Below are 25,545 nucleotides of genomic sequence, written 5' to 3'. Positions count from 1 at the left end.
GCTGTCGATGAACGCAGGAAAGAAGCGCAGCGCGTGGCACGCTGCCGCCGCGGCGGTCGCGTGCATGCTGTCGCTCGCTCGGCCGGGACTGCCGCATGCGCAGGAAATGGCCGACGCCGCAAGCGCGGCACAGGAGGTCGCACTGCCGGCGGACCTGGCGAAAATCACGCGCGACCCGGTCGCGCAACAGGCGCGCTGGCTGCGCACGGCCGCGCAGCGCGGCACGCTCGCGCAGCTGGACGACGCGACGCTCACGACGCTCTTCAAGGCGCTCGACCCGCTCGCCGTGCCGCTCTATATCCGTAATGGCCCTAACGGCTATCCGTCGTACCAGTTCACGATGGTGCGTCAGGAGCGCATCAGCGGGAAATGGTCCGACACGCCCGACCACATGCTCGTGAAAACCACCCGCGAGCCGCTGCGGGTGTATGCGAAATGGCTGCCGGGCGGCGCGCATGCCGGACAGGAGACGATCTACGACACGACGCAGCGCAAGGACGAGATGTACGGCCATCTCGGCGGCCTGCTCGGCAAGATTCCGTTGTGGACGGCGCTCGACGGCGCACTCGCGCGCGCCCAGTCGAATCACCAGGTGAAGGATCTCGGCACCGAGTTCATCACGAACCTGTACCTGACCGAAGGGAAGAAATACCAGGAAGCCGGCGTGCAGCGGCCGACCCGGGTGGAGGCCAAAACGATCGGCGGCGTGCGCGTCGTCGCGCTCACCTACGAAACGCCGACCGGCCGGCCGCAGTTCTACGCGAAGAAGGAAGTCCTCGGGCTCGACCTGCACGCGCCCTATTTCCGGACCGTCGAGTCCTACGACAACGACGGCAGGATCTTCGAGCGGATCATCATCGAGAAAATCGCGCCGGCGACGCTCGACGACACCGCATTCGACCCGAAAAACCCCGACTACGCGTTCTGATGCGCGCCGGCGGGGCCGACCTCGGGTTCAATCGTCATCGTCGTCGCCGTGGTGCTTGCGCCAATGCTTGTAATAGTGCTTGCGCCACTTGCGGTAGCGATCGTCGTCGTCATCGCCGTAATAGCCGTATCCGTAGCCCGGATAGGCGACCACCGCGGGCTGCGGCGCCACATAGACAGGTGCCGGCTCGACATAGACCGGCGCGACCGGTACGCCGATGCCGACCGACAGGTCGACATGCCCCGCCATTGCACTGCCGGAAGCCAGCAACGCCACGCCGCCGACCCACCCTGCCCATCGCCTCTTGTTCATGTTCTGGATCCCTGATATGCCGGCCCATCCGGCTCGCGCGAGTAATGTAGGCACAGCGCGCGCACCGAGGTGATACGGCGCTGCGAGAGTCGTAACGCGACGTAACGAAACGGCTTTGGCCGTTCGGCCGAATCGCGAAAATGCGCCGGAACGTCTATAGTGGGTTACGGTTCGACACAATCACGACTGCGCGCTTCCCTATCGAACAGGGTAGAATTCCGCCAAACGCCTTGTGGACCAACACGCCACACACGCACAACATATTCTCTGACGCAGGCTCCTGCCGCACCTCAATGGCCAATCCCGCAGAATCCCATCCGCAAAACGACTTCATCAATTCGGCGCGCAAGGAACGTAAGCGCGTTGAAATCTATCTCGTCAACGGCATTCGTCTGACGGGATGTATCGAGTCGTTCGACCAGTACCTGGTGATGCTGCGCACCCCCGTGGGTCTGCAAGGCATCTACAAGCGCGCGATTTCCACGATCCAGCTCGACACGGGCGGCTCGCGCCCGGGCGGCGGCGGCCCCCGCGGCCCGCGCACCGGTGGGCGCCCCGGCGGCCGTGAAGGCGGCGGTCACAGCCCGTACGGCTCGCACGGCGGCCCGCGCGAATCGCGTGGCGACGGCGGCGGCTACGGTTCCCGCGAACCGCGTGAAGGCTATGGCTCCCGCGAGCCGCGCGAAGGCTACGGCTCGCGTGAACCGCGCGAAGGCTATGGCGCACCGCGCGAACCCCGCGAACCGCGCGAAAGCTACGGCGCGCCGCGCGACACCGGTGACGCATCCGGCAACACGTCGCCGTCGGATGCACGCGGCGGCAACGGGCCGGTGATCGTCACCCGCCGCCGGCGAATCGTGCCGGACGGCCAGTAAAACAAAAGGGCAAGCCAACGGGCTTGCCCTTTTCTCTTGTGCGGCCGGCGCGGCAAGTCGCCGCACCGCCACTCTCGGTTCAGCGTGCCGTCCTCGGCAGGCCCGCGTCGGCCTCGCGCTGCAGCGAACGCACCTGCTGCTGCAACGCGCGCAGTTGCGACTGGAGTTCGGCCTGCTGCGCCTGCAACGCGACCGTCTCGCTGCGTACGCTCTTCTGGCGATCCGCGACCGCTGCCTGCTGCTGGCGTGCAATCGAGATATCGGCCTGCAGACGCCGCGCACGGTCCTGCGTGACTTCGATCTGCTTGTCCATTTGCGCCTTCTGCGACTCCAGCTTCGTCGCTCGCAGTTCGTTGACGGCCAGCCGCTCCGCCTGATGCGAGAAATCGCGATAGATCGCTTCCGCGCGCGTTTCGTCGTGAGTCTTGATCACGCGCCAGAACGCCTTCTGCTGGAACAGCGCGACGAAGTACGCTCCGTCCTTCACGTTGAACAGCAGGCTCGCACCGTAGCTGCCGTTGTAGCTCGTGCGCATTTCCGTCAGCGTGTGCGCCTGGATCTGGCGCTGCAGGTCGTCGACCGTGCTCGGCCCCGTCGTCTCGCCCGCCTGCGGCTGCACCGACGTCTGGACCTGCGAATCGATCACCGGAATCGCTGCCACCGGCGCCGACGCCTGCTGCACCGCCGGCGAATCGCTGCCTGCCAGCCCCTGCGCGTAAGCGCCCTGCATGCCCCCCACCATGGCGAACAACACACACGCCCGCCCCAACCCCGTCATATGGCTCATGAAGTTTTTATTCCCCGCCCGAGTCGTTGTAATCCAGCGCGATTTTATCTCATTAATTATTCGCTTTCGCGTGTCTCGGGCTCTTCGTCGAAGATCTGATATTTGCGCATTTTTTCCCACAACACCTTGCGGCTGATGCCGAGCTGCTGCGCCGTGTCCTGACGCCGCCAACCGTTTGCGTCGAGCGCCGCGATGACGCGATTGCGCTCGTTCATATCCCACTTGCTGCGATCGACGAAGACCTCGGCCGCACTTTCCGCCGGCACCGGCTGCGCCGAGCTGCGCGCGTGCGCAATCAGCCGCTGCAGCCGCGCGGCATCCCACCCGCCCGTCTGCCGCACCGTCACGCCGACACGCTCCGCGAGATTGCGCAATTCGCGCACGTTGCCGGGGAAATAGCTGTCCGCGACCGAATCCGTCAGCCAGTACGGCAGATCCGACAACTCGGCGAGCCGGTCCTCGCCGACGACCTGCGCGACGAACGACTTGAACAGCGCGATCTTGTCGACCGCGCCGCGCTCTTCCAGCGACGGAATGCTCAGCTCGATCACCGCGAGCCGGTAGTAGAGATCCGCGCGGAACAGGCCTTCCTTCACGAGCTGCGGCAGCTTCTTGTTGCTCGCCGCGACCAGGCGGAAATCGACCTTGACCGACGTCGCCGCGCCGACGCGCAGCACCGCGCCGTCCTCGAGCACGCGCAGCAGCTTGACCTGCTGATACAGCGGCAGATCGCCGACTTCGTCGAGGAACAGCGTGCCGCCCGCCGCCTGCTCGAAATAGCCTTTATGCGCAACAACCGCGCCTGTGAACGAGCCTTTCGCATGGCCGAAGAACAGCGATTCGAACAGGCCGTCCGGAATCGCGCCGCAGTTCACCGGTACGAATTCGCCGTGCCGGTAGCGCGAATGTTTTTCGTGCAGCAGTTGCGCGATGCGCTCCTTGCCGACGCCGGTTTCGCCGTGCAGCAACACGTTGGTGTCGCAGTCGGCGAACGTATCGACTTCGTGCAGCAGCGCCTGCATCGATTCCGAGTGCGCGACGAGTTCGGACGGCTGTAACGTTTCGGCCGCATGCGCACGCAGTTGCGTGACGAGCTTGCCGATCATGCCGCGCAGTTCGGCGCACGTGAAGTCGAGCGGCAGGATGTGCGAATACTCGGGCGGATACTGCGACGCGTCGTGGTCGCGCGCCGCGCCGACCCAGACGACCGGCATGCCGATGTTGGCCTGCCAGTCGCGCAGGAACGCCGCGCCGGTTTCGATCATCGACACGCTGATGATCGCCAGCGATGGCCGCAACGCGGCGCGTTCGGGCGAGATCTCCGCGTTGTCGGCACGGATCACTTCGACGTCGAAGCTCGCCATGCAGCGGGCGACGCGGTCGACGATGTCCGCTTTGCCTTCCCAGACGTAGAGGTCGAGTTCTGCGATTGCGGGCGTGGTTCTCATGATTCGGGTGCGGCTTCAGTTATTGACGAGTTGCTCGGTGTTGCAGGTCAGTGACCGGTTGCGGACGGCAGCGACGCCGCCCGCTTCGATAACGGAACGTTCAGGCATTCATTGAACCAGCATGGGATTGCCGCATTTGATCGAGTCCGGTGTGTTCGTGACATAGGCGTTCCCCAGGCTCAAACCGAGCAGGCCCGTGACCGAGGTCAGAAGCGAATCGATCGGTTGCAGGAGTAGCGGAACGAGTGTGGTCGCCAGCGCGGACAGGATCGGCCCGGTCACGACGCTCAGTATGGGATTCACTATGACGCCCAGCCACGACAGCAAACCGCTGTTCGCCGACAGTTGCAATGACAGGCCGCTGTTCAAGATACCTTGAACGGCGGGCGACAGGAACTGATCCGTTCCCGTGCTCAGCATGTACGGCGATGCCGGGTTCGGCGAAGCGGACGACCCGGGCCCGGGATATGTGTACACCAACGGCGTCGGATTTTGACTGGCGACGGGAACCGTCAGTTGTCCGGGCAACAGGTTGATGTTGATCGAGATATCGGTCAGGTCGACGATTCCTAACGTCAGGGTTTTGACCAACGTCGTCAGTCCGGAAACCAGACCGCCAAGGTTCAACAGGTTGAGCAGGCTCTGCAGGTTGACGGACACAAGCGTGATCGGTGCAGCGCTGCCGTCGGGAACATATCCGCTGGGCGCATTGAGATTGATCGGCGTATTCGCCGCGCCGCCGATGTATACGGCCACTACCCCGGTCTGCACGTTTACCTGCGCGCTTTTCGTGCCGTCCGCGGTGCAGGTGACGGACGTCAGGCCCGCCTTCGCGGGAGCCACATAGGCGGTGATCGGCAATTGCACCGCTGCAAGCGGCGTCGCACTGCCGGACGGACAACTGCCGCCCGGAAAGACCAGCGAGCCGTTGGAGCACGTCGACAGCAGCGAGATCGACGTATTGAGGAACACGTTCCCCTGCGCGGTCGACGTGTTGGTCGTGCAATCGGACGTCCCGCAATTCGCCGGTCCGGGAGGACCACTCGCGGTGGACGGAGGATTCGCCCCCAACTTGACGGAACCCGACACGGTCACGTTGAGTAACGGTGCGAGCAAAGTAGGCGTCTGGACCGTGACACTGGGAATGCTCACTGAATTCGTGCCGTTCGCGATCTGCAATGCCGTCGACAACAATCCAAGCGCATTGACGCTGGCGTTGACGGCGGAAGTTCCCGTAGCGGTTGCGGCGGAAACCAGCTGGCCGAGCGCGATCTGCGGCCCGCCACAGATGCTGTTCGAACAAAGCGCGACGACGAGCGCATTCAGAACGTTCAGATTCGCTGCAGCCACATTCTGCTGCGTCGCCGCCTGCAACGTCGCATTGGCCAGTTGGCCGAGCGTCACGTTGCCGTTCAATACGGACGTGCTCGTGCCGATCGGCAGATTGGCGAGAATGCCGGCCAGTTTCAGGTTAACTTGCGCGAGCCCCTGATAATCGACAGCCTGCAGACTCAGCGCATTGGGCGAACCCGTCAGCGCCTTGAGCAACTGATTGGCCAGTCCACCGTTCAGCGACGCAAGCGACGTGGTCAGCGTAAAGGTATCAGTCGGCACGCTCTTGGCAATGGCCGACGCGCCGATGGTGGTCCCGCTGCGAAAAATGCCCGAGACCGGCTCGGAAACCGTCACGCATACGGCGTTGACCGATTGACCATTAATCGTTCCGGGCGACAAGCCTGCGCATTGGCCGTTGGTTGCTGCGCCAGAGGTCGGCGTAAACAGCGGATTGCCGCTGCCTTGAGGTGCGGTCCAGACACCGCACGTCACGGAAACGGTCGAGTTGGCCGGCAGCGGATTCGCCGCCGGATTCGCGATTCGATTGGCTGCCGTCGTCGCCGCCGTGCAGGTCGAATCAGCAGTAATTTGCGACACCGCCGAAAGCGCGGCCAGATCGGCAGCCGCCTGCATGCTGCGCCGTTCGGAATAGAAACGGCCGATGTCGATCGCACCCAGCATGATGAATGCGACCGACACCCAGATCGCGGCCATGACCGCAACGGCGCCGCGCTGGCGCTGGCGCTGCCGCCCCGGACCGCCGGCCGCGCGGCGCCTCTGCGCTACGTGTGATTGATCTGCGTGCATCGCCGTCCCGCTTACTGCATGCCCTGACCACCGCCCGACATGCCGCTGGCGGAACCGAGCTGCGGGCTCATTGAATTCGGGATCTTGTTCTTGAACGAATCGAGATAGCGCTGGTAGACGAGCGACGCGACGTCGCCGAGCATCGGCTGCGTCGGTGCCGCCGCGCGATTGTCGCGTTGCATCGTGAGCCAGTCTCTTGTCGAGCGGCCGACGTCGGCCGCGCCCGCTGTTACGGTCTCTTGACCGTATGCCGCGGCGGAACCGGCCACCATGCAAACGATCGCGGTCAGCACCGCCGCCCGGTGCGCGTGTACGCTTCGATGATTTTTGTTGTCGTTCATGTCGTTCCCCGACGCCCGTTCATTGTGCAAACCGTTGCAGGAGCGGCACGGTCTGATCGTAGCCAAAATTGTTCGCCATCGGCGTGATCGGCGCGGCAGTACCGCGCCGTGACACGACCGGCGGCATCGCAACCGCGCGTTGCTGCGCACGCGCCGCCGCCGTAATCTTCGCTGCATCGCTAACGATGTCCTTGCGGATATCCGCCGGCAGGTGCTGCTGGTTCATCAGCCTCTGCGCGTCCTGCGTACGCCCTGCTGCAAACAGGTAAAGCACGAGATTGCTGACGATTTTCGGATTGCGCTGATCCAGTTCGGCCGCCTTCATCAAAGGCACGCGCGCGCCGACAACATCGCCGCTGCGCAGCTTCGCGTATGCGAGATCGGACAGCATCGACGCATCGGTCGGCGCCAGTTCCGACGCCTGCGTCAGTGTCTGCGCCGCGCGGTCGAAATCGCCTGCCGCACCCGCGAGCAACCCGAGCCCGCGATAGCCGCGCGCGGCGAGCGGCGTCTTCAGCAACTGCGTGTAGGCGGCCGCGCTCGCGGCCGGCTGGTCGGTCATCCGCAGCGCGTCCGCACGCAGCAGGACCGACTCCGGCACGATGCCGTAGGTCTTGTCGTACGCGTCGATGTGCGCGAGCGACGCGTAATAGAGCCCCTGCGACTGCATCCGCTGGATCAGGCCGAGGTACATGCCCGGCGTATCCGGCACGGCCTGCTTCTGGTCAGCCGCCTGTATCAGCGCCGCGCGCTCCGTCTGCGCGTTTACGCCATAACCGCTGTCCTTGGTCGCGCACGCGCCCAGCAGCAGCACCGCCGCTACCGCACCCGCCCGTGTCGCCATTCCGCCGATCCGCTTCATCGTCTTTCCTTCCGTCCTTCAATGATGCTTCGACAACGCGTGCATCACCGCCAACATGCCGGGCCCGGCCGTCACGATCAACAGCGCGGGCAACAGCGTCAGCACCATTACCCCGGTCATCTTCACGGTCAACCGGCCGATCCGCTCGCGCAGCATGGCCCGACGCGTTTCGCGCAGCCGGTCCCCGAACTGCTTGAGCGGCTCCTGCACCGCGCCGCCATGCTTGTCGACCTGGATCATCAATCGCACGATCGCGCGCAAATCCTCGTTGTCGAATCCGACGGACAGCCGCTGCAGCGACTGCTCGCGCGTGCGGCCCGCAGCGAACTGGCGCTGCGCGACTCCCACCTCCGACGACAGCACCGGCAACATCCCGCGAAAATCGTTCGTCACGACTTGCAGGCTCTGGTCCAGCGACAGTCCAACCCCTTGCAGCAAGCGCAGCATGTCGACGAATAACGGCAGTTCGTCGACCACGCTCTGCCGCCGCGCCGCCGCACGGCGCTGCACGTAGAGCTTCGGCAACATGAAGCCGAGCCCGAAGGCGGCGAACATGCCGACCATCCAGATACCACCCTTCATGCGCCCGCTCGCGAAGATAGCGAACAGCAGCGGCAGCCCGATCCCGCACGCGACCCGCGCGCTCAGGAACAGCCCGCGCGTGCGCGCGTCGACATAGCCGCATTGCTCGAGCAGGCGGCGATCCTCTTCCGCGACAACGTATTTGCCGAACCCGGTATCGAGCCAGCGCACGCCTGCCGCCGACAGCCTGTCGAGAAAACGTTCGACGCGCTGCCCGCCACGCACGTCGGGCTTCGCAGGCGCATCGCCATCCGGCGCGGTTCGCGCTTTCGCTGCCGCGAGCGCGGCCATGCGTCGGTCCAGCGCGTCGACCAGCGCGCGTTCGGCACGCGTCGCGGCACTCGCGCGCAACATGGCAACCATGCCGAGCAGCAGCACCCCGAGCGCGCCCACCGCCAACGCAATCGCTCCGATTTGAGTCGCTGTCATCGCATCACCTGAGCCGAGCCATTCGATACAGCCATACGCTGCCGGTCAATTGCATCAGGAACGCGATCATGAGGAGCGTTCGCCCGCTCGGATCGTTCCACATTCCGTGCAGATACTTCGGGTTCGTCATCACGACAAAGCTGCCGATTGCGATCGGCAGCATGACGAGGACGAACGCCGACAGCCGCGTCTCCGACGACATCGCGGTCAATTCCCGCTCGGCCTGCTCCAGATCGCGCATGAACACGGCCATCCGTTCGAGCATTACGTCCGCACGGCCACCGTATTTGACGGACAAGCGCAGCACCGAGCCCACGAGTTCGAACTCTTCGGTCCGGTAGATCTTCGCGATGTGCATCATTGCGCGGTCGATCTCGATACCTCCGCGCAGCATCCGCGACACGAGATCGAGACAGCCGCGCAGCGGCTCCTCGGTCGTCAGCAGCGACGACTGGAACGCCGCTGGCACGCTGTTGCCGAGCGTCACGAGACGCACGATCCCGTCGAGGAACGACGGGATCTGCCGGACAATCTTCAGCCTGCGCCGCTGAATTCGCGACGCGAGCCAGACGCCGAGCATCGAGCTGCCGCACGCGAGCGCCGCGAAGCACGCAAGCGCGCCACCGCGACTGCCCGCGAACGCCGCGACAACAACCAGCACGGCAAGCGCGACGAGCGTCTTGCCGCGCGCATCCTCGATCCCGGCGCGACTCGCGAGGTTCGCCAGATACTCGGATGCCGTCGCATACCAGTGCGCCCAAAATGCGTCGGACGATACGTTCCGCGCCGCGCCCGGCTGCGCCACGGCACGCGCAGCACCTGCCGCGGACTGCCGTGCCGCCTGCGCAGCGACGCCGGCACGCGCGCCGGGTTCGAGCCGGCTGTCGATGAAGCGCTTCGCGTCGGTTCGCACGCGCCGGGTCTCCGCGTGACGCCACAGCATCATCGCCGCCGCGACGCACAGCATCGCGCACGCCAGCACCCATATCATCGCGCTATACATTGAAGCCCCCGCCGCCGCGGCCGAACCCGCCACCGCCGAAGCCGCCGCCAAACCCGCCATCGCCGAAGCCGCCGCTCGTCAGCGTCTGACGGAAGCGCGCAAGCTTCGGCGAATGCGGATGAATGCCCAGCGTTTCCCAGTGGTCGACCTCCTCGCCCTCCGGCGTCACGCGCGCTTCGTAGCGGTAAAGCTCCTGCGTCGCGATGATGTTGTCGGACAACCCGGTAACTTCGGTGATCGACAGGATCCGCCGCCGCCCGTTCGACAGGCGTCCGATCTGCACGATGAAGTCGATCGCGTTCGCGATCTGCCGGCGCAGGCTCGACTCGGTGCCCTGGAAGCCCGCGAAGCCCGCCAGCATCTCGAGACGGTACAGGCACTCGCGCGGCGAACTCGCGTGCACGGTGCCCATCGAGCCGTCGTGACCTGTGTTCATCGCCTGCAGCATTTCCAGTACTTCGCCGCCGCGCACTTCGCCGACGATGATACGGTCCGGGCGCATCCGCAGCGTATTGCGCAGCAGATCGCGAATCGACACGATGCCGGTGCCGTCGAAGCCGCCCGGCCGGCTCTCGAGCCGCACGACGTGCGGGTGGTTCAACGACAGTTCCGCCGTATCCTCGATCGTCACGACACGCTCGATCTCGGGAATGTGGAACGCGAGCGCGTTGAGCAGCGACGTCTTGCCGGAACTCGTACCGCCCGACACGAGAATGTTGCAGCGTGCCTCGACCGCCGCCTGGAGCAGTGTGTTGATCTCTTCGTTGAAGGTCCCGTTGGCGAGCAGGTCGGACGGCTTCAGCGGATCCTTGCGGAATTTCCGGATCGATACGACCGGACCATCGATCGACAGCGGCTCGATCACGACGTTCACGCGGCCACCATCGGGCAGCCGCGCATCGACCATCGGGTTCGACTCGTCGAGACGGCGGCCGATCGGCGCGAGGATGCGCCGCACGATCCGCAACAGGTGCGCGTTGTCGGTGAAGCGCACCGGCAGCCTCGCGAGGATCCCGTGACGCGACACGTACACGTCGTTGTAGCCGTTGATCAGGATGTCCTCGACAGCCGGATCCGCGAGCAGGTCCTCGATCGGCCCGAAGCCCGCGAGTTCCTTCGTCAGCGCCTCGGCGATCGCGCGCACCTCGTTCTCGTTGAGCGGAATGCGGCGCAGGCGCACGAAGCTGTCGATCTCGAGATCGACGAACTGGTTGATCGCCTGGCGGGACCATCGGCCGAACTCGGCGCCCAGTTCTTCGATGCGCGTCAGCAAGTGCTCGTGCGCGGCATTCTTGATGTCGTGGAATTGCTGCGTCTGGGAGAACGGCGCTGCGCCGTCGGCAAATTGAATGTCGTGTGCCATCGCTTACGACCGCTTGGACGAGGGTTGAATGAAACGCTTCAGCGCGGACAGGCCGGATGCAGAACGCGGTGCCGCCGATCTGACCGACACGCCTGGCAGCCGCGCGGCGAGCGACTCGAGCGCGCGCACGTATGGATCGCGCTCCGCCATATCGACGATGAGCCGGCCCTGGTTCGCCGCACGTCCGATCGCGACGCGGCGCGACGGCAAGGTGCCGACCAGCGACAAGCCGAGGCGCTCGGCGATCTGCGCGGCCGTCAGGTCGAGTGCAGGGTCGTACTGGTTGACGACGAGCCGTACGCGATCGGTATCGACGCCCGCGTCGCGCAGCCCGGTAAGCAGATCGGCTGCCGATACGATCGACGCGACGCCCTGATCGCAGACGAGCCACGCTTCGTCGGCCGAGCTCGTGATTTGGGCGACGAACTCGCGGTTCGAAAAGCCGCCGAGATCGACGATCTGCTGATCGAAGAATGCGCGAAACCGGTTCAGCAAACCGGCACACGACGCGTATGAGACGTCGCGCAGCCCGCCGAGATCGGCCGGCAGCGTCGTCAATGCGACGCCGCTCTCATGCCGGGTCAGCGCAGTATTCACGAAGGTCCGGTCGATGCGGCGCAGATTGTGAACCGCATCGATGAAATGGAATTCGCAGCGGGTATTCAGGAACAGCGCGCCATCGCCTGCCGGCAGTCCCAGGTCGACGAGCGCGGTCTGGCGGCCGGCCGGGGTGCCACCGTTCGGCGCACCGCCCGCCCCCGGGCTCGCCGCGCGCTTCTGCAGCCATACGGCGAGATTCGTCGCGAGCGTGCTCACACCCATGCCGGCACGCGCACCGAGCAACGCGACGAGCTTGCCGTGGCGGCTCGCCGGCTCGGCGACGTTCGCAAGCAGCCCGCGCGTCGTGCGCAACGCCTCCTCGGCGGGTGCCGACACGTCGATGAAATCGCGAACGCCGGCGCGCAGTGCGGCGAGCGTGCTCTCCGGCCGTGCGAGCGAACCGAGCGCGACGATCGGCAACCCCGGATGCGTGGCGCGGACCGCGGCGGCGGCAATGCTCGCTGCCGTGCTGCCGTCCGAGAAATCGATGAAGACGAGCGCCGGATTGAGGCCCGTGATGCGCTGTGCAAGCACGCCAGGCTCGAGCGATGCGGCCTCGACAGCACCGGCCGACACCAGCGTATCGGCCAGCCAGCGGACATGCGCCTCCTGTTGCGACGCGCAAATGAAATAGTCGGTCACGGCGGGTTCACACAATGATTGGATTCGCGCGTTCATGTTGAACACCCCCGATTAAGCAAGGCGTGCCGATGCACCGCAACGCGCGATGCTTCGCACTCATTTCGAAAACCCCGGTGCAGCGTCCGGCGATGCGGCGCCGCCCAGATACGACTGCCAGACCGGCCCGTTGCGCTGTTCGGACAGCTCACCAGGCGTTGCAGGCAGCACCGCGCCCTTCGCGATAGGCGCGACGAGATGCGGCGTCACGATGATCAGCAGCTCTTTGTCATTTTGCTGATAGTTCAGGTTCTTGAAGAACGTGCCGATGATCGGCAGATCGCCCAGCAACGGCACCTTGCTCACGTTCGACATCGTCTGGCGATCGATCAGGCCGCCGATCACGAAGCTCTCGCCGTCACCGAGCTCGACCGTCGTATCCGCACGGCGGGTCGTGATACCCGGCACCGCGACGCCGCTGATCGTCACGCTGTTCACGAAATCGAGCTGGCTCGACTCGGGCGCGACTTTCAGCGCGATCCGCTGCGGGCTCAGCACCGTCGGCGTCAGCGAGAGTCCGACTCCGTATTGCTTCCACTGGATCGCCGTCGAGCCGAGCCCTTGCGGCGACGGTACGGGAATCTCGCCGCCCGCGAGGAAGCTCGCGCTCTGCCCGGACAGCGCGACGAGCGTCGGCTCCGCGAGCACACGAGCGAGATTGTTGGCCTCGAGCAACGACAGGTCGGCGAAGATCCCCCGCCCGGCTGCGTTCACGACCAGATTGAAGGCCGACGCTACGGGCGCACCGAGCGTCGGAATGTACCCGGCTGTACCGGGGCCCGCTCCGCCGTTATATGACTGCACACCGCCCGGAGAAAACGAGCCGAACGAAAACCCGTTGCTTTGCTTGAAGAAGTTGAAGCCAACCTGCTTGAGCACCGAGCGGCTGAATTCGACGACGCGCACATCGACCTGCACGACATTCTTGCCGGCGATCGTCGAGCGATCGATCATGCTCCCTTTCGCGCTCATGTTCTTGCCGACCGCGACTGCGCGGTCGTGCGCATCGAGCGATGCCGACGCTCCCCGCAGCACCGCCGTTCCGCCGTACGCATTCACGCGCGGCGTGGAGCCGTCGAGCACCGCATGCGCGGACGCATCGACGACTTCGACATTCCAGACCGTCGGCTCGTCGCGGCCGCGCTCCCACAGCATCACGTTCGTCGCACCCGGCGCCTTCGCGATCAGCAGCACCGATCCGGAACGGCTGCCTTTCATGATCAGCACGTCGGCGACCGCCGGATCGCCCACCGCAACGCGCTGCAGCGCGCGGCCGGCCGAAATCTGCCGTTGCGCGCCAACGGCGAGTTCGATCGTGCCGCTCGCGCTGGCGAGCGATGAAAATGTCATGGTCCAGATAGCAATCGCGAATGCAATCAGTGTGTTTTTCATTGTTCGTTGGACCGTCTCTCGGCCTTTTACTTGTCGTCGCTGATATCGATGACCGTCGATGCCTTTCAATAAGCAACCGTTTCCGACCGGCCGCCGCGAATCACCTCGATACCACCGCCACCACCGCCCGGCCGCACCGACGGCGGCAAGCGCGACGGCAGCGGCGGCACGTTCACGTTGGCCACCGCATTGCGCTGCGTGCCGGACAGTTGCTGCAGCGAAATGCCTGCTGCCGCGAGCCCCGACGGCGACAGCTTGTTGTCCGTGCGCACCGCAACCGTCTGCATCGCAAGCTCGTCGTCGCGCGGGTTGCGCAATGCGAGTGTCAACCGGCCGCTCGCCTCGCCGAGTGTTAGCGCATCAACCTGCGCGGTCGGCACCGCAAGCACCGCGATGCGCACATTCGATGGCTGGCCGTTATTGCCGTTCGTGTTGTTGCCGCTGTCGCGTTCGGACGTCGCATCGCCGAATGACAGCACACGCACCTTCGACAACAGCAGTCGTGCCTGCGTCTGCGAGATTTCCCCGTCAAACATCGACGAACTGGCCTCGCGCTTAAGGTTCAGGAATACGTCGACGAAATTGCCGGGACGCAGCCGGTTGCCGACCGCGTTGGTCTCGTCGACGCGAACTGCGATCGCGCGCTCGCCTGGCTGCACGTCTTCGGCAAGGCCCGACACCAATGCGCCCGAGACAACTGGCGACGAGACTGGAATGTCCCGCGTCGGCACACGGCCGACGAGCTCGCCCGGATTGCCGAACGCACCGACCGGCATCGGCGCGGTCGGTTGAACCTTCAACGCGTCGGCGGTAATCGGCTGACCCGCCGGCAACGTGCGCGCCGCGATCACGACCGACACCGGATTTGCCACCGCGATCTGCTGCGCCGGCACGGGAGCCGGCGAACTACGCCCGAGCATCCACGCATAGATTCCGAGCAGAACAGCGATCGCAATCAGCAGCCCCGCGATGATCTTGGTTAGGTTGTTGGCCATGTTTTGGTATGGATGCCGGAATAAAAGTCCGAGTAAGTTTTTCCTGTTGCTCGATTCATGTGCTCGCGGCCCCGTCGCGTCACGAAGCCCCTCTCACAGGATGGACTGCGGGATCTGCACGACTGCCGTACCCGTCAACGGTTTGGTGATGATGGTCCCCAGGAATGGCATGGTCGTGACCCATGCTTCCGGCGAGTAGCTCACCGTGACCGTCAGGCAATACAGCGTCGGCGGATTCGTCGTGTCGTAACTGCACTGTGGAGCAGCCACCTGCGGCGGGCTGATATTCAGCCAGCCCAAGACATTCTGTGCGGCGGTCGTAGCGTTCGTCACACGCGCGGCCAGGGTCGGTGCGTAATTCAAGCCCGCACGCGCGCCTTCGCTGGCTGCCAGCGTCAAGCTTTGCTGAATGACGAAGATCATCCCGAAACTGAGGATCGCGTAGAGAATCATGAAGAACAGCGGAAAAACGATTGCGAATTCGACCGCCGTCGCCCCGCTCTGCCTCCGGTATCCCCGTGGCTGCCTCGGTCGCTTCATCGCACGCCCTCCGTTGCAACCAGATAGACGAGCCACGCGGCAGCCGGTATCGCGAGACATGCCGCATAGGGCGTCGCCCGATATTTGCCGAGCACCAGCGCGGGTTCTCCGCGGCGCCACAATGTGCCGAGCGACGTGCGCGACAGCAGAATTAGGACAATTGCATGAACGCCGGCAGCAAGGCTCGCGGCAACCCAGAGCCAGAGCAGCGCGTGCGCACCGCACCATGCGCCGAGCACGGCGAATATCTTTACGTCTGCCGCGCCCATCAGGCGCAGCATGAAAAATGGGAAAAGGCCGACCAGCCCGGCCAGCATGCCGAGCATTGCTTGGAACAGGGAGATTCCGAATGGGTTCGCGTTGAAAGTCGCCCCCCCGAACCCAACGATCAACCCCGTCAGAACGAGCGAATTCGAAATGCGCCGAAATCGGATATCACTGGCCGCGACAAACGTCACCCAAGCCAGGAATGCCCCGCTGAAAATTAGATATGCCATCGCGCAACTGCCCACCGCAAATGTCGGTGCGAGCGGATTGCCAAGGCAATCCGCTCGCTACCGAACCAAAACGACCTTCACGAAGTGATGAGATCGTTCTAATTTATTTACGGGAGGTCAGCCCCAGATGGTAGCTGCCGAACAGGCGGCAGCCGTACGTGTAGTCACGCAAGTGCCGAGATTGGTGAACATAGTCCCGAGACTGCCGCCGATCGACGTCACACCGGCGACGATCGCGACAGCAATCAGACCCGCAATCAGACCATACTCGATCGCGGTAACCCCGTCTTCTTCGCGAAGGAAGCGAATCATCATTGCTTTCATTTTATTCCTCGTGCCTGTATTTACGTTCTTTGGCCTTTTATACGTATACATCCCCGCATATCTGGCCGTTGCCCCGCGCCATTCGCCACATCTGCTGTAACGACAACCGGGTGCGCTTTCTTTATATATCGCCCAAAAGGGCATGTCTCATGATTTGATGCAAGTTAACATTCGCGATAGCAACCCTCCTCGAACGTTGTGTACCGAACCGTACATTTGCTTACATCTGCTCCGGATTCTATATCCGATCCTATTTAACTTCCAACCTCTTTTAGCGGCTCGGATCGAAAAAAATGACCGTGAGCACGACGTATTTGTACGGTGTTTCGGTACGTCTTACACATAGGATTTACGATAGGTTAGATGTGCACACCTAATCCACCAGTAAAACAATTGCCTCGTCCACCAAGCCTGCGTGGGCCCCACGTTACGTCGCACGCGTAACGCCAATGTTGTGACGTTACGTTACGAAACGGCCGAAACCGTTCTCATTCATCTGCGCTTAAACAGATTCAACAATCTTTCAATTTCCAGAACTTCCTTTTCCGACAAGGAATTGCCTCGTTTAAAACCTGTTGTCGAACCGTCGGCCATCGAAATGGCACGACAGTTGCAGAGTAGTCCTCGCATCACTCAACACAACGGCAGTTCACAACACATTTTTAATGCGAGGACAACATGGACATTAAGGTTATCCCTCATGGCGTGTTCCGGACGACTCTGATCGCGGCCACCGTTGCAGCCATGCTTTCCCTCTCCGCGTGCGGCGGCTCCGGTTCCATCAGCCAGGGCCTTGGCGGTGGCGGCTCGAGCTCGGGCGGCGGCGATTCGATCTCAACGTCGGGTGGCGGCACCTCCGGCGGCACGTCGGGTTCGACGAGCGGCAGCACGTCGGGCAGCACCAGCGGCTCGACCAGCGGCAGCACGAGCGGATCGACGAGCGGCAGCACCAGCGGCTCGACGAGCGGAACGACCAGCGGCACGAGCGGCACCTCGGGTGTGTCGTCGAACGCGGTGGGAAGTGTCCTCGCAAACGGCAGCAATCTCGTCACGGGTGTCGGCGGAACCGTCTCGGGCCTCGGCACCGTCATCGCCAACCAGTCGCTGCCGGGTGTCAACCCGGCCACCACGCAAGCCGCGGGCGGCATCGTGCAGAGCGTCGGCGGCGCAGTCACCGCGCTCGGCAACGGCCTCGGCAATGGTCTCGGCCAGCTCGGCGCGACAAAGGATCCGATCGGCACCACGGTTGCCAGCACGGGTGGCGTGGTCAACCAGCTCGGCGGCGCAGTCACGCAGACCGGCAACCTGGTCACGAGTCTCGGCAGCGGCCCGCTGTCGCCGCTCGCACCGGTCACGGGTGCCGTCGGTGGCCTCGTGTCGACACTCGGCGGCGCCGTGTCGAACGGCGGCACCACCCTCACCAACGCGCTGTCGACCGGCCCGATCCAGCAGGTCACGCAGACGGTCAGCTCGGCCATCACACCGATCACGACGATGATCGGCCAAACGACCCAGACGATCGGCACGGCAACCGGCCTCGGCGCACCCGTCAACACGCTGCTCGGCACGATCGGCAACGGCCTGAACCAGGCCGGCGCGCTGCTCGCGTCGGCAGGCGGCAACCCTGTCACGACGGGCCTCGGCAACACCGTCTCGGCGACGGGCAATACCGTGAAGGCCGTCGGAGGCCTGCTCACGGGCGGCACCGGCGGTGTGACCAACCCGCTCGCACCGCTCACTGGCCTCGTCTCGACGGTTACCGGCGCTCTCGGTGGCGCAACGGGTGGCGGCAGCGGCCCGCTTGCACCGGTCACCGGCCTCGTCTCCACGGTCACCGGCACACTCGGCGGCGCAACGGGCGGCAGCGGCGGCCCGCTCGCACCGGTCACCGGCCTCGTCTCGACGGTCACCGGCGCACTCGGTGGCGCAACGGGCGGCAGCGGCAGCCCGCTCGCGCCGGTCACGGGCCTCGTTTCGACGATCACGGGCGCGCTCGGCGGTGCAACGGGCGGTACGAGCGGAAGCCCGCTCGCGCCGGTCACGGGTCTCCTCGGCACAGTCACGGGCGCACTCGGCGGCGCGACGGGCGGCGCAGGCGGCGGCAGCCCGCTCGCACCGGTGACGAACGCGGTGTCCACGGTCACCAGCACGGTCGGTGCACCGGCACTGACCGGCGGCACGGGCGCAGTCACGAGTTCGGGCTCGTCGTCGAATCTGCTCGCGCCTGTCACGTCGCTGATCGGCGGCCTGCTCGGCGGCACGCACGGCAAATAAACCGATATCCATTCATCGACAAGACAGCGAGGAGTTCACCATGTCCCAGCAACGTTCTCTCACGACGGCCACCCTGCGCCAGTGGCGCATGCCCCTCACCGCTTTCGCTGCAGCCTGCCTGCTGGCCGCCTGCGGCGGCGGCGGCGTCAGCTCGCCGCCGACCAGCAACAATGGCGGCTCGTCCAGCGGCACGAGCGGTACGTCCGGCACGAGCGGCACCAGCGGCACGACCACCGGCACCAAAGGTGTCGTCAGCACGGTCGGCCAGACGGCCACCGACCTCGGCAGCACGGTCGGCAACATCAGCCTGCCGGGCCTCGGCGACGGCGTAACAAAGGGTATCGGCAGCACGGTCGCCAGCACCGGCACGATCGTCGGCGCAGCCGCCGATGCGGTGAGCAACGGGCTGGGACAGATCGGCTCGACGAAGGATCCGGTCGGCACGACGGTTGCCGGTCTCGGCAATGTCGTCGGCGCGACGAGCAATACGGTGTCCGGCCTGAGTTCGACGGTCAAGGCGCTCGGCACGGGCCCGCTCGCGCCGCTCGCTCCCGTCACGACCCCGGTCGGCACCGTGCTCGACACGGTCGCCAACGGCCTGACGGCCGCCGGCACGACGATCGGTTCGACGCTGTCGTCGGGTGCCGTGCAGCAGGTCACGCAGCCGCTCAGCTCGGCGATCACGCCGCTCGTGATCACCGCCGGCCAGGTCACGCAACAGGTCGGCACGACGACCGGCCTCGGCCAACCCGTCTCGGGCCTGCTCGGCCAGGTCGGCGGCGCGATCAGCTCGGCCGGCAAGCAGGTCGGTAGCACGTCGAACCAACCGCTCGTCGGCGATGTCGGTCAACTCGTGACCGCGGTCGGCAACACCGTGACCAACGCGGGTGGTCTCGTCAACCCGAACGGCCCGAACGGTGCAGCACCGATCCCCGGCCTGATCACGAGCCTCGTCGGCGGCTCGACAGCTGGCGTCCAGAACGGCACGTCGTCAGGCTCCGGTTCGACGAACCCGCTCGGCGGCCTGCTGTCGGGTCTCGGCTCGACGCCGCTCGGCTCGCTCACGGGCGGACTCGGCGGCGCAACGGGCGGCACGAGCAGCGGCCCGCTCGCTCCGGTCACGAATCTCGTATCGACGGTCACGGGAACGCTCGGCGGCGCAACGGGTGGCGCAGGCAGTGCAAACCCTCTCGCGCCTGTCACCGGTTTGCTGAATACTGTCACCGGAGCAGTCGGCGGTGCAGCAGGGTCCGGGGGCTCGAGCCCGCTTGCACCGGTCACGTCGCTGGTCGGCGGCGTGTCGGGGACGGCATCGTCGGGTGGCGGTTCGACGGGGCTGCTCGCACCGGTAACGGGGTTGCTGGGCACGCTGGGTAGCGTTGGCAAGTAAGGAGGACGGTCGCACCTTCGCAGCCGGTGCGGATGGCGCGGCCGTATAAATACACCCGGCATAGCGGCACGCGTCGCGCGACACCCAGGTGTCGCGCGACAGCATTAGAAAGAAGACGAAAAGAAAGGCCTACGAGGAAGAACAATGAAATCCAGACTCGACAGATGGATGATGCTGCTCGCCATCGCGGCAGCAAGCACGGCACATGCACAAACGCGCGTCGCGGGTAACCCGCTCGACTCCCTTCCCCAGATCAACGCACCGAAGACCGGCCCGAACGTCACCGTGCAGGTCGCACCCCAGGCACCGCAACTGCAGGAGCTGCTGTCGCGACATCTGACGCCGACGACGTTCCAGGTCGAAGGCGTGAAGTCGGTGCCGTTCGAGGAAATCTCGCGTCGCTTCACGCCCCTCGTCGGCAAGGACATCACGATCGGCGAGTTGATCGAAACCGCCAACGGCGTGACGAAGCTGTACCAGGATCGCGGCTACGCGCTGTCGTTCGCGTTCGTTCCCGCGCAGACGTTCGAGAACGGCGTCGTGCGAATCACGGTCGTCGAAGGCTATGTGTCGGACGTCAAGGTCACCGGCAAGCCCGGCGCAATGGAACCGAAGATTCGCGCGATCGCTGCGCATATCACGGCCGATCGCCCGCTGCGCCGCGCGACGTTCGAGCGCTACGTGAACACGTTCGGCCTGCTGCCCGGCCTCACGGTGAAGGCGAACGTGCCGCCGCCGCAAACCACCGACGGCGCAACGACGCTCGAACTTGCGGTCGACCGCAAGCCGTTCAACGTCAGCACCGGTATCGACTTCAACCACCCGGGCGTCCAGGGCCTCATCACCGCGACCGAGAACGGCCTGACGTCGTTCGGCGAACAACTGAGCATCTCCGCGCTGGCGCCGCCGGGGCGTGACAAGCAGACCTACTTCGCGTTCAGCGGCGCGGTACCCGTCGGCAGCAGCGGCCTGATCACACGCCTCGACGCAAGCACCTATCGCGGCAAGCCGACCAACAACCCGGGGCTACCGTCATATGTCGAACGCACCGTCAAAAACGAGAAGCTCGGTCTTTCGGCATCCTATCCGTTGCTGCTGAACAACCAGCGCAGCCTGCTCGGCACTGTTTCAGGCTACGCATCGCATAACGAAGACCGTTATCAGAACCAGATCAACGGCGCGACGCTCGACACGCGCTCGCAGGTCCGCGTGCTGCAGATGCAGCTCGACTACACGAGCGTTTCGCCGAAACAGGTACAGAAGCTGAGCGTCAACGTCGCGAAGGGGTTCAACATCCTCGGCGCGTCGAAAGCGCAGGACGTGACCGTCGGCACGACGACGACCTCGGTGGACAGCCCGATTTCGCTGACCTTCGTCCGCACCGGCGCGACCTTCACGCAAACGAACGAATGGCCGTTCCGGATCGGCACGTCGGTTTCGCTGACCGGGCAATACAGCCCCGACTCGCTGCCGACGTCCGAACAGATCTCGTTCGGATCGACCCGCTACGCGCTCGGCTACCAGCCAGGCGAAACGTCGGGCGACTCGGGCTGGGGGATGTCGCTCGAGGTCAACCGCGGCTTCTCGCCGGGCTGGACGTATCTGAAATCCGTCACGCCGTACATCGCGTATGACATGGCGCGCGTGTACCTGCACGCAGGCACGCCGTCGCCGAACCGCATGTCGTCGGTCGGCATCGGCGTGCGGTTCACGGACAGCCGTTATTACAGTCTCGACCTGAACGTCGCAAAACCGGTTGGCGACGCGCCGGTCGAAAGCGCGTCGCGCAGCCCGCGCATTAACGCCGCATTCTCGTATCAGCTCAACTGATCGGTCAGCAAACAGCTCGCGTCACGCGGGCTGTTTCGAATAGAGTCCCCTCTATCAAACGTGGCGCGCGGTTTCACGTATTCTGGCGAAGCTCGCAACATGCCCGCCCCATGCAGGCGGTCGTGCGGGCGAATCGAACACGACATGCAAAACAAGGAGGATGACAATGATTCAACTGACCCGTCCGTTGCGTGCAATCGCCGTCGCCGGCGTACTGCTCGCCTGCGCAGCACCCACGTTCGCTCAAGCCGACAACCCCGTCGGCATGTGGCAGACGATCGACGACAACACCCATCAGCCGAAGGCACTCGTGCAGATCGCCGAGGACGGCGACGGTTCGCTGTCGGGCAAGGTCGTCAAGGGCCTCGGCGCGAACGATACACCCGATCGCCGCTGCACCGCCTGCACGGACGAGCGCAAGGATCAGCTCATCAAGGGCATGACGATCATCAAGGCGATGAAGAAGGAAGGCGACCACTGGGACGGCGGCAACATTCTCGACCCGGAAAACGGCAAGGTCTACAAGTGCAAGATGACGCTTGAAGACGGCGGCCAGAAGCTCGTCGTGCGCGGTTACATCGGCGTGTCGCTGCTCGGCCGTTCGCAGACCTGGGTACGCCAGCAATAACGCAGCACGCGCTGAAACGCGCGTGCTCGATAAAAAATCGGCCTGCGACAAAGTCGTCAGGCCGATTTTCTTTTGGTGCGGTCGCAGAAGCAAATGACGGACATCACGCCGCGTGCTTCAACGTGTCAGATGCATAGCCGCTCGGCGCGCGACACGCGGGCGCGATACTGCTACGCGCCTCCGCCGCCTTCGATTGCGTATGCTTGCGCATCCGTGTGGACAATTCGTTGCACAGACTCACGCCCGAATCGCCATAGAGCTCACGCATCACGCTCAACAACGTGCCCGTCTCGTGCCATACCTTGAAGCGGCGATGGCATGTCTGATACGAAGGGTAACGGCGCGGCATGGCGGACCATGTTGCGCCGCTGTAGATCACCCAGAGCACGCCGTTCAGCACGGCACGCGTATTGGCTAACGGTCGGCCGCGCAACTCGGTGCGCGGCTGCATTTCGGGCAGAAGCGGCGCGACGCAGCGCCACTCGTGGTCGGTCAGATCGCGATACGGTGTCATGGACATCTCCAGCCTTGGTAACCATGACACAACGATATCGGCTCACCTCAACAATGAATATAAGACAAATCCGAAAATACCCCGAGATTGCATGGATTTGACCGGAATTGACGTTTGAATCGCGCCAATTACCGAGCATCGCAATCAGGTCAGCGAAGTATCGACGATACGGCGCGGCGTTTCAAGATACTCCTTCGACTGCATCTCGACGATACGCGAGACCGTGCGCGCGAATTCGTTCGCCATCGGGCCTTCGACGTACAACTGCTCCGCCGGCACCGCCGCGGACATCAGCAGCTTGACCTTGTGGTCGTACAGCACGTCGATCAGCCAGGTAAAGCGGCGCGCCTCGGACGCCATCCGCGGCGACATCTGCGGCACCTCGGACAGCACGATCGCATGGAAGCGGCTCGCGAGTTCGAGATAGTCGTTCTGCGATCGCGGGCCGCCGCACAGCGTCGCGAAGTCGAACCATACGACGCCGTCCGCCTTGCGCAGCGCCTTCAGCTCGCGCTTCTCGATATGCAGGATCGGGCTTTCGTCGGGTACCGCGGCGAGCTTCGCGAACGCATGGCGCAGTTCGCGATCGGCGTCGGCGCCAAGCGGCGTGTGATACATCTGCACCTGCGCGAGCGTGCGCTGGCGATAGTCGACGCCCGCGTCGACGTTGAGCACGTCGAGCTTTTCCTTGATCAGCGCGATCGCCGGCAGCATGCGGTCGCGGTGCAGTCCGTCCGGATACAGGTCGTCGGGATCGTAGTTGGACGTCATCACGAACTGCACGCCGTTGTTGAACAGGCGGTCGAGCAGACGGTACAGGATCATCGCGTCGGCAATGTCCGACACGTGGAACTCGTCGAAGCAGATCAGCCGGTAGCGCTTCGCGATGCGTCGCGCGAGTTCGTCGAGCGGATCGGCCTGCCCTTTCAGTTCCTCGAGCTCGCGGTGCACTTCGCGCATGAATTCGTGGAAATGCAGCCGCGTCTTGCGCTGCACGGGTACGACCGCGTAGAAGCTGTCCATCAGGAAGCTCTTGCCGCGACCGACACCGCCCCACATGTAGACGCCGCGCGGCAGGTCCGGATGAATGATGAGCTTCTTGAACGCGTTCGAGCGGCGCGCCTTGTATTCGACCCACTCGTCGAAACAGCGCTGCAGGCGATCGACCGCGGCGCGCTGCGCGGGGTCGGACTGATAGCCGCGCGTGGTCAGTTCGCGCGTGTAGTATTCGGTGACGTTCATCGGGCAAACCGGAAAGAACGAAGGCGAGCGGGAAACCCCGCCCGCCTTCGTCATGAGACGGCTGCGCCGGCCGAGGGCCGGCTGGCGCTTACCGCGCTCAGCTATTCAGCGAGCGCTTGTCGACGGCGAGCGCCGCTTCGCGCATCACTTCCGACATCGACGGGTGCGGATGGCAGATGCGGGCGATGTCTTCCGACGCCGCCTTGAATTCCATCGCCACCACGGCTTCCGCGATCAGGTCCGACGCGTTCGCGCCGATCACGTGCACGCCGAGCAGTTCGTCGGTCTTCGCGTCCGCGATCATCTTCACGAAACCGTCCGGTGCGTTCATGCCGAGCGCGCGGCCGTTGATCGAGAACGGGAACTTGCCCGACTTGATCTCGCGGCCTTCCGCCTTCAGTTGCTGCTCCGTCTTGCCGACCCACGCAATTTCCGGGTACGTGTAGATCACCCACGGAATGCAGTTGTAGTCGATGTGCGGCTTCTGGCCGTCGATCACTTCCGCGACCAGCACGCCTTCATCTTCCGCCTTGTGCGCAAGCATCGGGCCGCGCACCACGTCGCCGATCGCGTACACGTTCGGCACCGCCGTGCGGCAGTGGTCGTCGACGTCGATGAAGCCGCGCTCGTTCGCCTTCAGGCCGATTGCCTCGAGGCCGAGGTTGTCGGTGTTCGGCACGCGGCCGACCGACACGATCAGGCGGTCGGCGTCGAGCGTCTGCGCGTTGCCGTCCTTGTCCGTGTAGGCGATCGACACGCCGTTCGCGGTCGTCTTCACTTCGCCGATCTTCACGCCGAGATGGATGTCGAGGCCCTGCTTCTTGAACAGCTTGGCCGCTTCCTTCGCGAGCGCTTCGTCGGCTGCGCCGAGAAACGCCGGCAGCGCTTCGAGCACCGTCACTTCGGCACCCAGGCGACGCCACACCGAGCCGAGTTCGAGGCCGATCACGCCTGCGCCGATCACGGCGAGCTTCTTCGGCACCGAGTCGAACGTCAGCGCACCTTCGTTATCCGACACGATCTTGTTGTCGACCGGGATGCCCGGCAGGTGACGCGCCTTCGAGCCCGTCGCGATGATCACGTTCTTCGCGGTGACGACTTCGGTTTCACCCTCGCCGCTCACTTCGATCTGCACGCCGGCGTCGGTCTTGCCGGCGAACTTGCCATGGCCCTTCAGCCAGGTGATCTTGTTCTTCTTGAACAGGAACTCGATCCCGCTCGTCATCTTCTCGACGATCGCGTCCTTGCGGCCGATCATCTTCGCGATGTCGATCTTCACGCCGTCGACGGTGATGCCGTGGTCGGCCAGGTGATGCGACGTGTTCTCGAACTCTTCCGACGACGCGAGCAGCGCCTTCGACGGGATGCAGCCCACGTTCAGGCAGGTGCCGCCGAGCTTCAGCGCGCCGGCCGGGTTCTTCCACTTCTCGATACAGGCAACGGTCTTGCCGAGCTGCGCGGCGCGGATCGCTGCGATGTAGCCGCCGGGGCCGGCGCCGATCACGACGACGTCAAATTCCTTGGACATGACAATCCTTTCTTCTTGTGCATCCGCACGGTCGCGCGTTT

24 protein-coding genes are annotated in these 25,545 nt (G+C 64.6%); 6 read left to right on the top strand and 18 right to left on the bottom strand.

Features of this window, described 5'->3' with window-relative positions:
- Nucleotides 1-7: 7 nt before the first annotated feature.
- The gene (locus tag KVT39_RS25290; RefSeq protein WP_217590455.1) at nt 8-928 is read left to right on the top strand and encodes a DUF1571 domain-containing protein; all 921 of its coding nucleotides are present in this window, start codon (nt 8-10) and stop codon (nt 926-928) included.
- 27 nt (nt 929-955) lie between these two features.
- Here KVT39_RS25290 and KVT39_RS25285 read toward each other — a convergent pair whose 3' ends face one another.
- On the bottom strand, nt 956-1,240 hold the full coding sequence (locus tag KVT39_RS25285) for a PXPV repeat protein (protein ID WP_034184056.1): 285 nt from the start codon (nt 1,238-1,240) through the stop codon (nt 956-958).
- Between the two features lie 293 nt (nt 1,241-1,533).
- On the opposite strand from KVT39_RS25285, the gene hfq reads away from it, so the two are divergent.
- Complete coding sequence (gene hfq / locus KVT39_RS25280) at nt 1,534-2,115, top strand: RNA chaperone Hfq (protein WP_034184055.1); 582 nt, start codon at nt 1,534-1,536, stop codon at nt 2,113-2,115.
- A gap of 79 nt (nt 2,116-2,194) precedes the next feature.
- On the opposite strand, the gene KVT39_RS25275 is transcribed toward hfq, so the two are convergent.
- The 14 genes from KVT39_RS25275 to KVT39_RS25210 form a co-directional block, all read right to left on the bottom strand.
- Complete coding sequence (locus KVT39_RS25275) at nt 2,195-2,902, bottom strand: DUF2968 domain-containing protein (protein ID WP_034184054.1); 708 nt, start codon at nt 2,900-2,902, stop codon at nt 2,195-2,197.
- 56 nt (nt 2,903-2,958) lie between these two features.
- Nucleotides 2,959-4,350: a sigma 54-interacting transcriptional regulator gene (locus tag KVT39_RS25270; protein WP_175961540.1), complete on the bottom strand. Its 1,392-nt coding sequence runs from the start codon at nt 4,348-4,350 to the stop codon at nt 2,959-2,961.
- 108 nt (nt 4,351-4,458) lie between these two features.
- A complete protein-coding gene (locus KVT39_RS25265; protein WP_306795598.1) occupies nt 4,459-6,492 on the bottom strand; it encodes a pilus assembly protein TadG-related protein in 2,034 nt (677 codons plus the stop codon).
- Nucleotides 6,493-6,503: 11 nt separating this feature from the next.
- The gene (locus KVT39_RS25260; protein WP_131948497.1) at nt 6,504-6,833 is read right to left on the bottom strand and encodes a DUF3613 domain-containing protein; all 330 of its coding nucleotides are present in this window, start codon (nt 6,831-6,833) and stop codon (nt 6,504-6,506) included.
- Between the two features lie 19 nt (nt 6,834-6,852).
- On the bottom strand, nt 6,853-7,695 hold the full coding sequence (locus tag KVT39_RS25255; protein WP_217590453.1) for a tetratricopeptide repeat protein: 843 nt from the start codon (nt 7,693-7,695) through the stop codon (nt 6,853-6,855).
- Between the two features lie 18 nt (nt 7,696-7,713).
- Complete coding sequence (locus KVT39_RS25250; protein ID WP_217590452.1) at nt 7,714-8,706, bottom strand: type II secretion system F family protein; 993 nt, start codon at nt 8,704-8,706, stop codon at nt 7,714-7,716.
- 4 nt (nt 8,707-8,710) lie between these two features.
- Entirely contained in the window at nt 8,711-9,709 is a 999-nt protein-coding gene (locus tag KVT39_RS25245) for a type II secretion system F family protein (protein WP_217590451.1), read from the bottom strand.
- Nucleotides 9,702-11,072, bottom strand: coding sequence for a CpaF family protein (locus tag KVT39_RS25240; protein WP_217590450.1), 1,371 nt, complete (start codon nt 11,070-11,072; stop codon nt 9,702-9,704). The genes KVT39_RS25245 and KVT39_RS25240 overlap by 8 nt, the downstream gene beginning before the upstream one ends.
- Before the next feature lie 3 nt (nt 11,073-11,075).
- The gene (locus KVT39_RS25235; RefSeq protein WP_131948502.1) at nt 11,076-12,350 is read right to left on the bottom strand and encodes a fimbrial protein; all 1,275 of its coding nucleotides are present in this window, start codon (nt 12,348-12,350) and stop codon (nt 11,076-11,078) included.
- A gap of 60 nt (nt 12,351-12,410) precedes the next feature.
- On the bottom strand, nt 12,411-13,742 hold the full coding sequence (locus tag KVT39_RS25230) for a type II and III secretion system protein family protein (RefSeq protein ID WP_131948503.1): 1,332 nt from the start codon (nt 13,740-13,742) through the stop codon (nt 12,411-12,413).
- A gap of 65 nt (nt 13,743-13,807) precedes the next feature.
- The gene (gene cpaB / locus KVT39_RS25225; protein WP_131948504.1) at nt 13,808-14,737 is read right to left on the bottom strand and encodes a Flp pilus assembly protein CpaB; all 930 of its coding nucleotides are present in this window, start codon (nt 14,735-14,737) and stop codon (nt 13,808-13,810) included.
- A gap of 93 nt (nt 14,738-14,830) precedes the next feature.
- A complete protein-coding gene (locus KVT39_RS25220; protein ID WP_131948505.1) occupies nt 14,831-15,277 on the bottom strand; it encodes a TadE/TadG family type IV pilus assembly protein in 447 nt (148 codons plus the stop codon).
- Complete coding sequence (locus KVT39_RS25215) at nt 15,274-15,774, bottom strand: prepilin peptidase (protein ID WP_217590449.1); 501 nt, start codon at nt 15,772-15,774, stop codon at nt 15,274-15,276. The genes KVT39_RS25220 and KVT39_RS25215 overlap by 4 nt, the downstream gene beginning before the upstream one ends.
- Before the next feature lie 117 nt (nt 15,775-15,891).
- Nucleotides 15,892-16,098, bottom strand: coding sequence for a Flp family type IVb pilin (locus KVT39_RS25210; RefSeq protein WP_174934415.1), 207 nt, complete (start codon nt 16,096-16,098; stop codon nt 15,892-15,894).
- 678 nt (nt 16,099-16,776) lie between these two features.
- Here KVT39_RS25210 and KVT39_RS25205 point away from each other — a divergent pair.
- The 4 genes from KVT39_RS25205 to KVT39_RS25190 all read left to right on the top strand — a co-directional run bounded on the left by KVT39_RS25205 (nt 16,777) and on the right by KVT39_RS25190 (nt 22,220).
- Nucleotides 16,777-18,372 (top strand): collagen-like triple helix repeat-containing protein, encoded by a 1,596-nt coding sequence (locus tag KVT39_RS25205; protein WP_217590448.1) that lies wholly within the window; start codon nt 16,777-16,779, stop codon nt 18,370-18,372.
- Between the two features lie 40 nt (nt 18,373-18,412).
- On the top strand, nt 18,413-19,762 hold the full coding sequence (locus KVT39_RS25200; protein ID WP_131948509.1) for a collagen-like triple helix repeat-containing protein: 1,350 nt from the start codon (nt 18,413-18,415) through the stop codon (nt 19,760-19,762).
- A 144-nt stretch (nt 19,763-19,906) separates the two neighbouring features.
- A complete protein-coding gene (locus KVT39_RS25195) occupies nt 19,907-21,592 on the top strand; it encodes a ShlB/FhaC/HecB family hemolysin secretion/activation protein (RefSeq protein ID WP_217590447.1) in 1,686 nt (561 codons plus the stop codon).
- A 166-nt stretch (nt 21,593-21,758) separates the two neighbouring features.
- Nucleotides 21,759-22,220, top strand: coding sequence for a DUF2147 domain-containing protein (locus KVT39_RS25190; RefSeq protein ID WP_217590446.1), 462 nt, complete (start codon nt 21,759-21,761; stop codon nt 22,218-22,220).
- 103 nt (nt 22,221-22,323) lie between these two features.
- Here the strand turns inward: KVT39_RS25190 and KVT39_RS25185 are convergent, their stop codons facing one another.
- The 3 genes from KVT39_RS25185 to lpdA form a co-directional block, all read right to left on the bottom strand.
- Complete coding sequence (locus tag KVT39_RS25185; protein WP_181152302.1) at nt 22,324-22,734, bottom strand: transposase; 411 nt, start codon at nt 22,732-22,734, stop codon at nt 22,324-22,326.
- Nucleotides 22,735-22,878: 144 nt separating this feature from the next.
- On the bottom strand, nt 22,879-23,976 hold the full coding sequence (zapE, locus tag KVT39_RS25180) for a cell division protein ZapE (RefSeq protein ID WP_034184039.1): 1,098 nt from the start codon (nt 23,974-23,976) through the stop codon (nt 22,879-22,881).
- Nucleotides 23,977-24,073: 97 nt separating this feature from the next.
- Entirely contained in the window at nt 24,074-25,504 is a 1,431-nt protein-coding gene (gene lpdA / locus KVT39_RS25175) for a dihydrolipoyl dehydrogenase (protein WP_105393030.1), read from the bottom strand.
- Nucleotides 25,505-25,545: the final 41 nt, after the last annotated feature.

It is taken from the genome of Burkholderia sp. GbtcB21 (assembly GCF_019091065.1).
In the GTDB taxonomy this organism is placed as follows: Bacteria; Pseudomonadota; Gammaproteobacteria; order Burkholderiales; family Burkholderiaceae; genus Burkholderia; species Burkholderia pyrrocinia_C.
Note: the sequence above shows the minus strand (reverse complement) of the source record. Positions and strands in the feature narration are given on the sequence as shown.

What these genes read in the sequence shown, in the direction of transcription:
- KVT39_RS25195 (WP_217590447.1), top strand. Translation starts at nt 19,907, where the DNA reads ATGAAATCCAGACTCGACAGATGGATGATGCTGCTCGCCATCGCGGCA.
- KVT39_RS25275 (WP_034184054.1), bottom strand. Translation starts at nt 2,902, where the DNA reads ATGAGCCATATGACGGGGTTGGGGCGGGCGTGTGTGTTGTTCGCCATG.
- KVT39_RS25270 (WP_175961540.1), bottom strand. Translation starts at nt 4,350, where the DNA reads ATGAGAACCACGCCCGCAATCGCAGAACTCGACCTCTACGTCTGGGAA.
- KVT39_RS25245 (WP_217590451.1), bottom strand. Translation starts at nt 9,709, where the DNA reads ATGTATAGCGCGATGATATGGGTGCTGGCGTGCGCGATGCTGTGCGTC.
- hfq (WP_034184055.1), top strand. Translation starts at nt 1,534, where the DNA reads ATGGCCAATCCCGCAGAATCCCATCCGCAAAACGACTTCATCAATTCG.
- KVT39_RS25255 (WP_217590453.1), bottom strand. Translation starts at nt 7,695, where the DNA reads ATGAAGCGGATCGGCGGAATGGCGACACGGGCGGGTGCGGTAGCGGCG.
- KVT39_RS25290 (WP_217590455.1), top strand. Translation starts at nt 8, where the DNA reads ATGAACGCAGGAAAGAAGCGCAGCGCGTGGCACGCTGCCGCCGCGGCG.
- KVT39_RS25230 (WP_131948503.1), bottom strand. Translation starts at nt 13,742, where the DNA reads ATGAAAAACACACTGATTGCATTCGCGATTGCTATCTGGACCATGACA.
- lpdA (WP_105393030.1), bottom strand. Translation starts at nt 25,504, where the DNA reads ATGTCCAAGGAATTTGACGTCGTCGTGATCGGCGCCGGCCCCGGCGGC.
- zapE (WP_034184039.1), bottom strand. Translation starts at nt 23,976, where the DNA reads ATGAACGTCACCGAATACTACACGCGCGAACTGACCACGCGCGGCTAT.
- KVT39_RS25185 (WP_181152302.1), bottom strand. Translation starts at nt 22,734, where the DNA reads ATGACACCGTATCGCGATCTGACCGACCACGAGTGGCGCTGCGTCGCG.
- KVT39_RS25205 (WP_217590448.1), top strand. Translation starts at nt 16,777, where the DNA reads ATGGACATTAAGGTTATCCCTCATGGCGTGTTCCGGACGACTCTGATC.
- KVT39_RS25250 (WP_217590452.1), bottom strand. Translation starts at nt 8,706, where the DNA reads ATGACAGCGACTCAAATCGGAGCGATTGCGTTGGCGGTGGGCGCGCTC.
- KVT39_RS25215 (WP_217590449.1), bottom strand. Translation starts at nt 15,774, where the DNA reads ATGGCATATCTAATTTTCAGCGGGGCATTCCTGGCTTGGGTGACGTTT.
- KVT39_RS25235 (WP_131948502.1), bottom strand. Translation starts at nt 12,350, where the DNA reads ATGAACGCGCGAATCCAATCATTGTGTGAACCCGCCGTGACCGACTAT.
- cpaB (WP_131948504.1), bottom strand. Translation starts at nt 14,737, where the DNA reads ATGGCCAACAACCTAACCAAGATCATCGCGGGGCTGCTGATTGCGATC.
- KVT39_RS25285 (WP_034184056.1), bottom strand. Translation starts at nt 1,240, where the DNA reads ATGAACAAGAGGCGATGGGCAGGGTGGGTCGGCGGCGTGGCGTTGCTG.
- KVT39_RS25265 (WP_306795598.1), bottom strand. Translation starts at nt 6,492, where the DNA reads ATGCACGCAGATCAATCACACGTAGCGCAGAGGCGCCGCGCGGCCGGC.
- KVT39_RS25260 (WP_131948497.1), bottom strand. Translation starts at nt 6,833, where the DNA reads ATGAACGACAACAAAAATCATCGAAGCGTACACGCGCACCGGGCGGCG.
- KVT39_RS25200 (WP_131948509.1), top strand. Translation starts at nt 18,413, where the DNA reads ATGTCCCAGCAACGTTCTCTCACGACGGCCACCCTGCGCCAGTGGCGC.
- KVT39_RS25240 (WP_217590450.1), bottom strand. Translation starts at nt 11,072, where the DNA reads ATGGCACACGACATTCAATTTGCCGACGGCGCAGCGCCGTTCTCCCAG.
- KVT39_RS25210 (WP_174934415.1), bottom strand. Translation starts at nt 16,098, where the DNA reads ATGAAAGCAATGATGATTCGCTTCCTTCGCGAAGAAGACGGGGTTACC.
- KVT39_RS25220 (WP_131948505.1), bottom strand. Translation starts at nt 15,277, where the DNA reads ATGAAGCGACCGAGGCAGCCACGGGGATACCGGAGGCAGAGCGGGGCG.
- KVT39_RS25190 (WP_217590446.1), top strand. Translation starts at nt 21,759, where the DNA reads ATGATTCAACTGACCCGTCCGTTGCGTGCAATCGCCGTCGCCGGCGTA.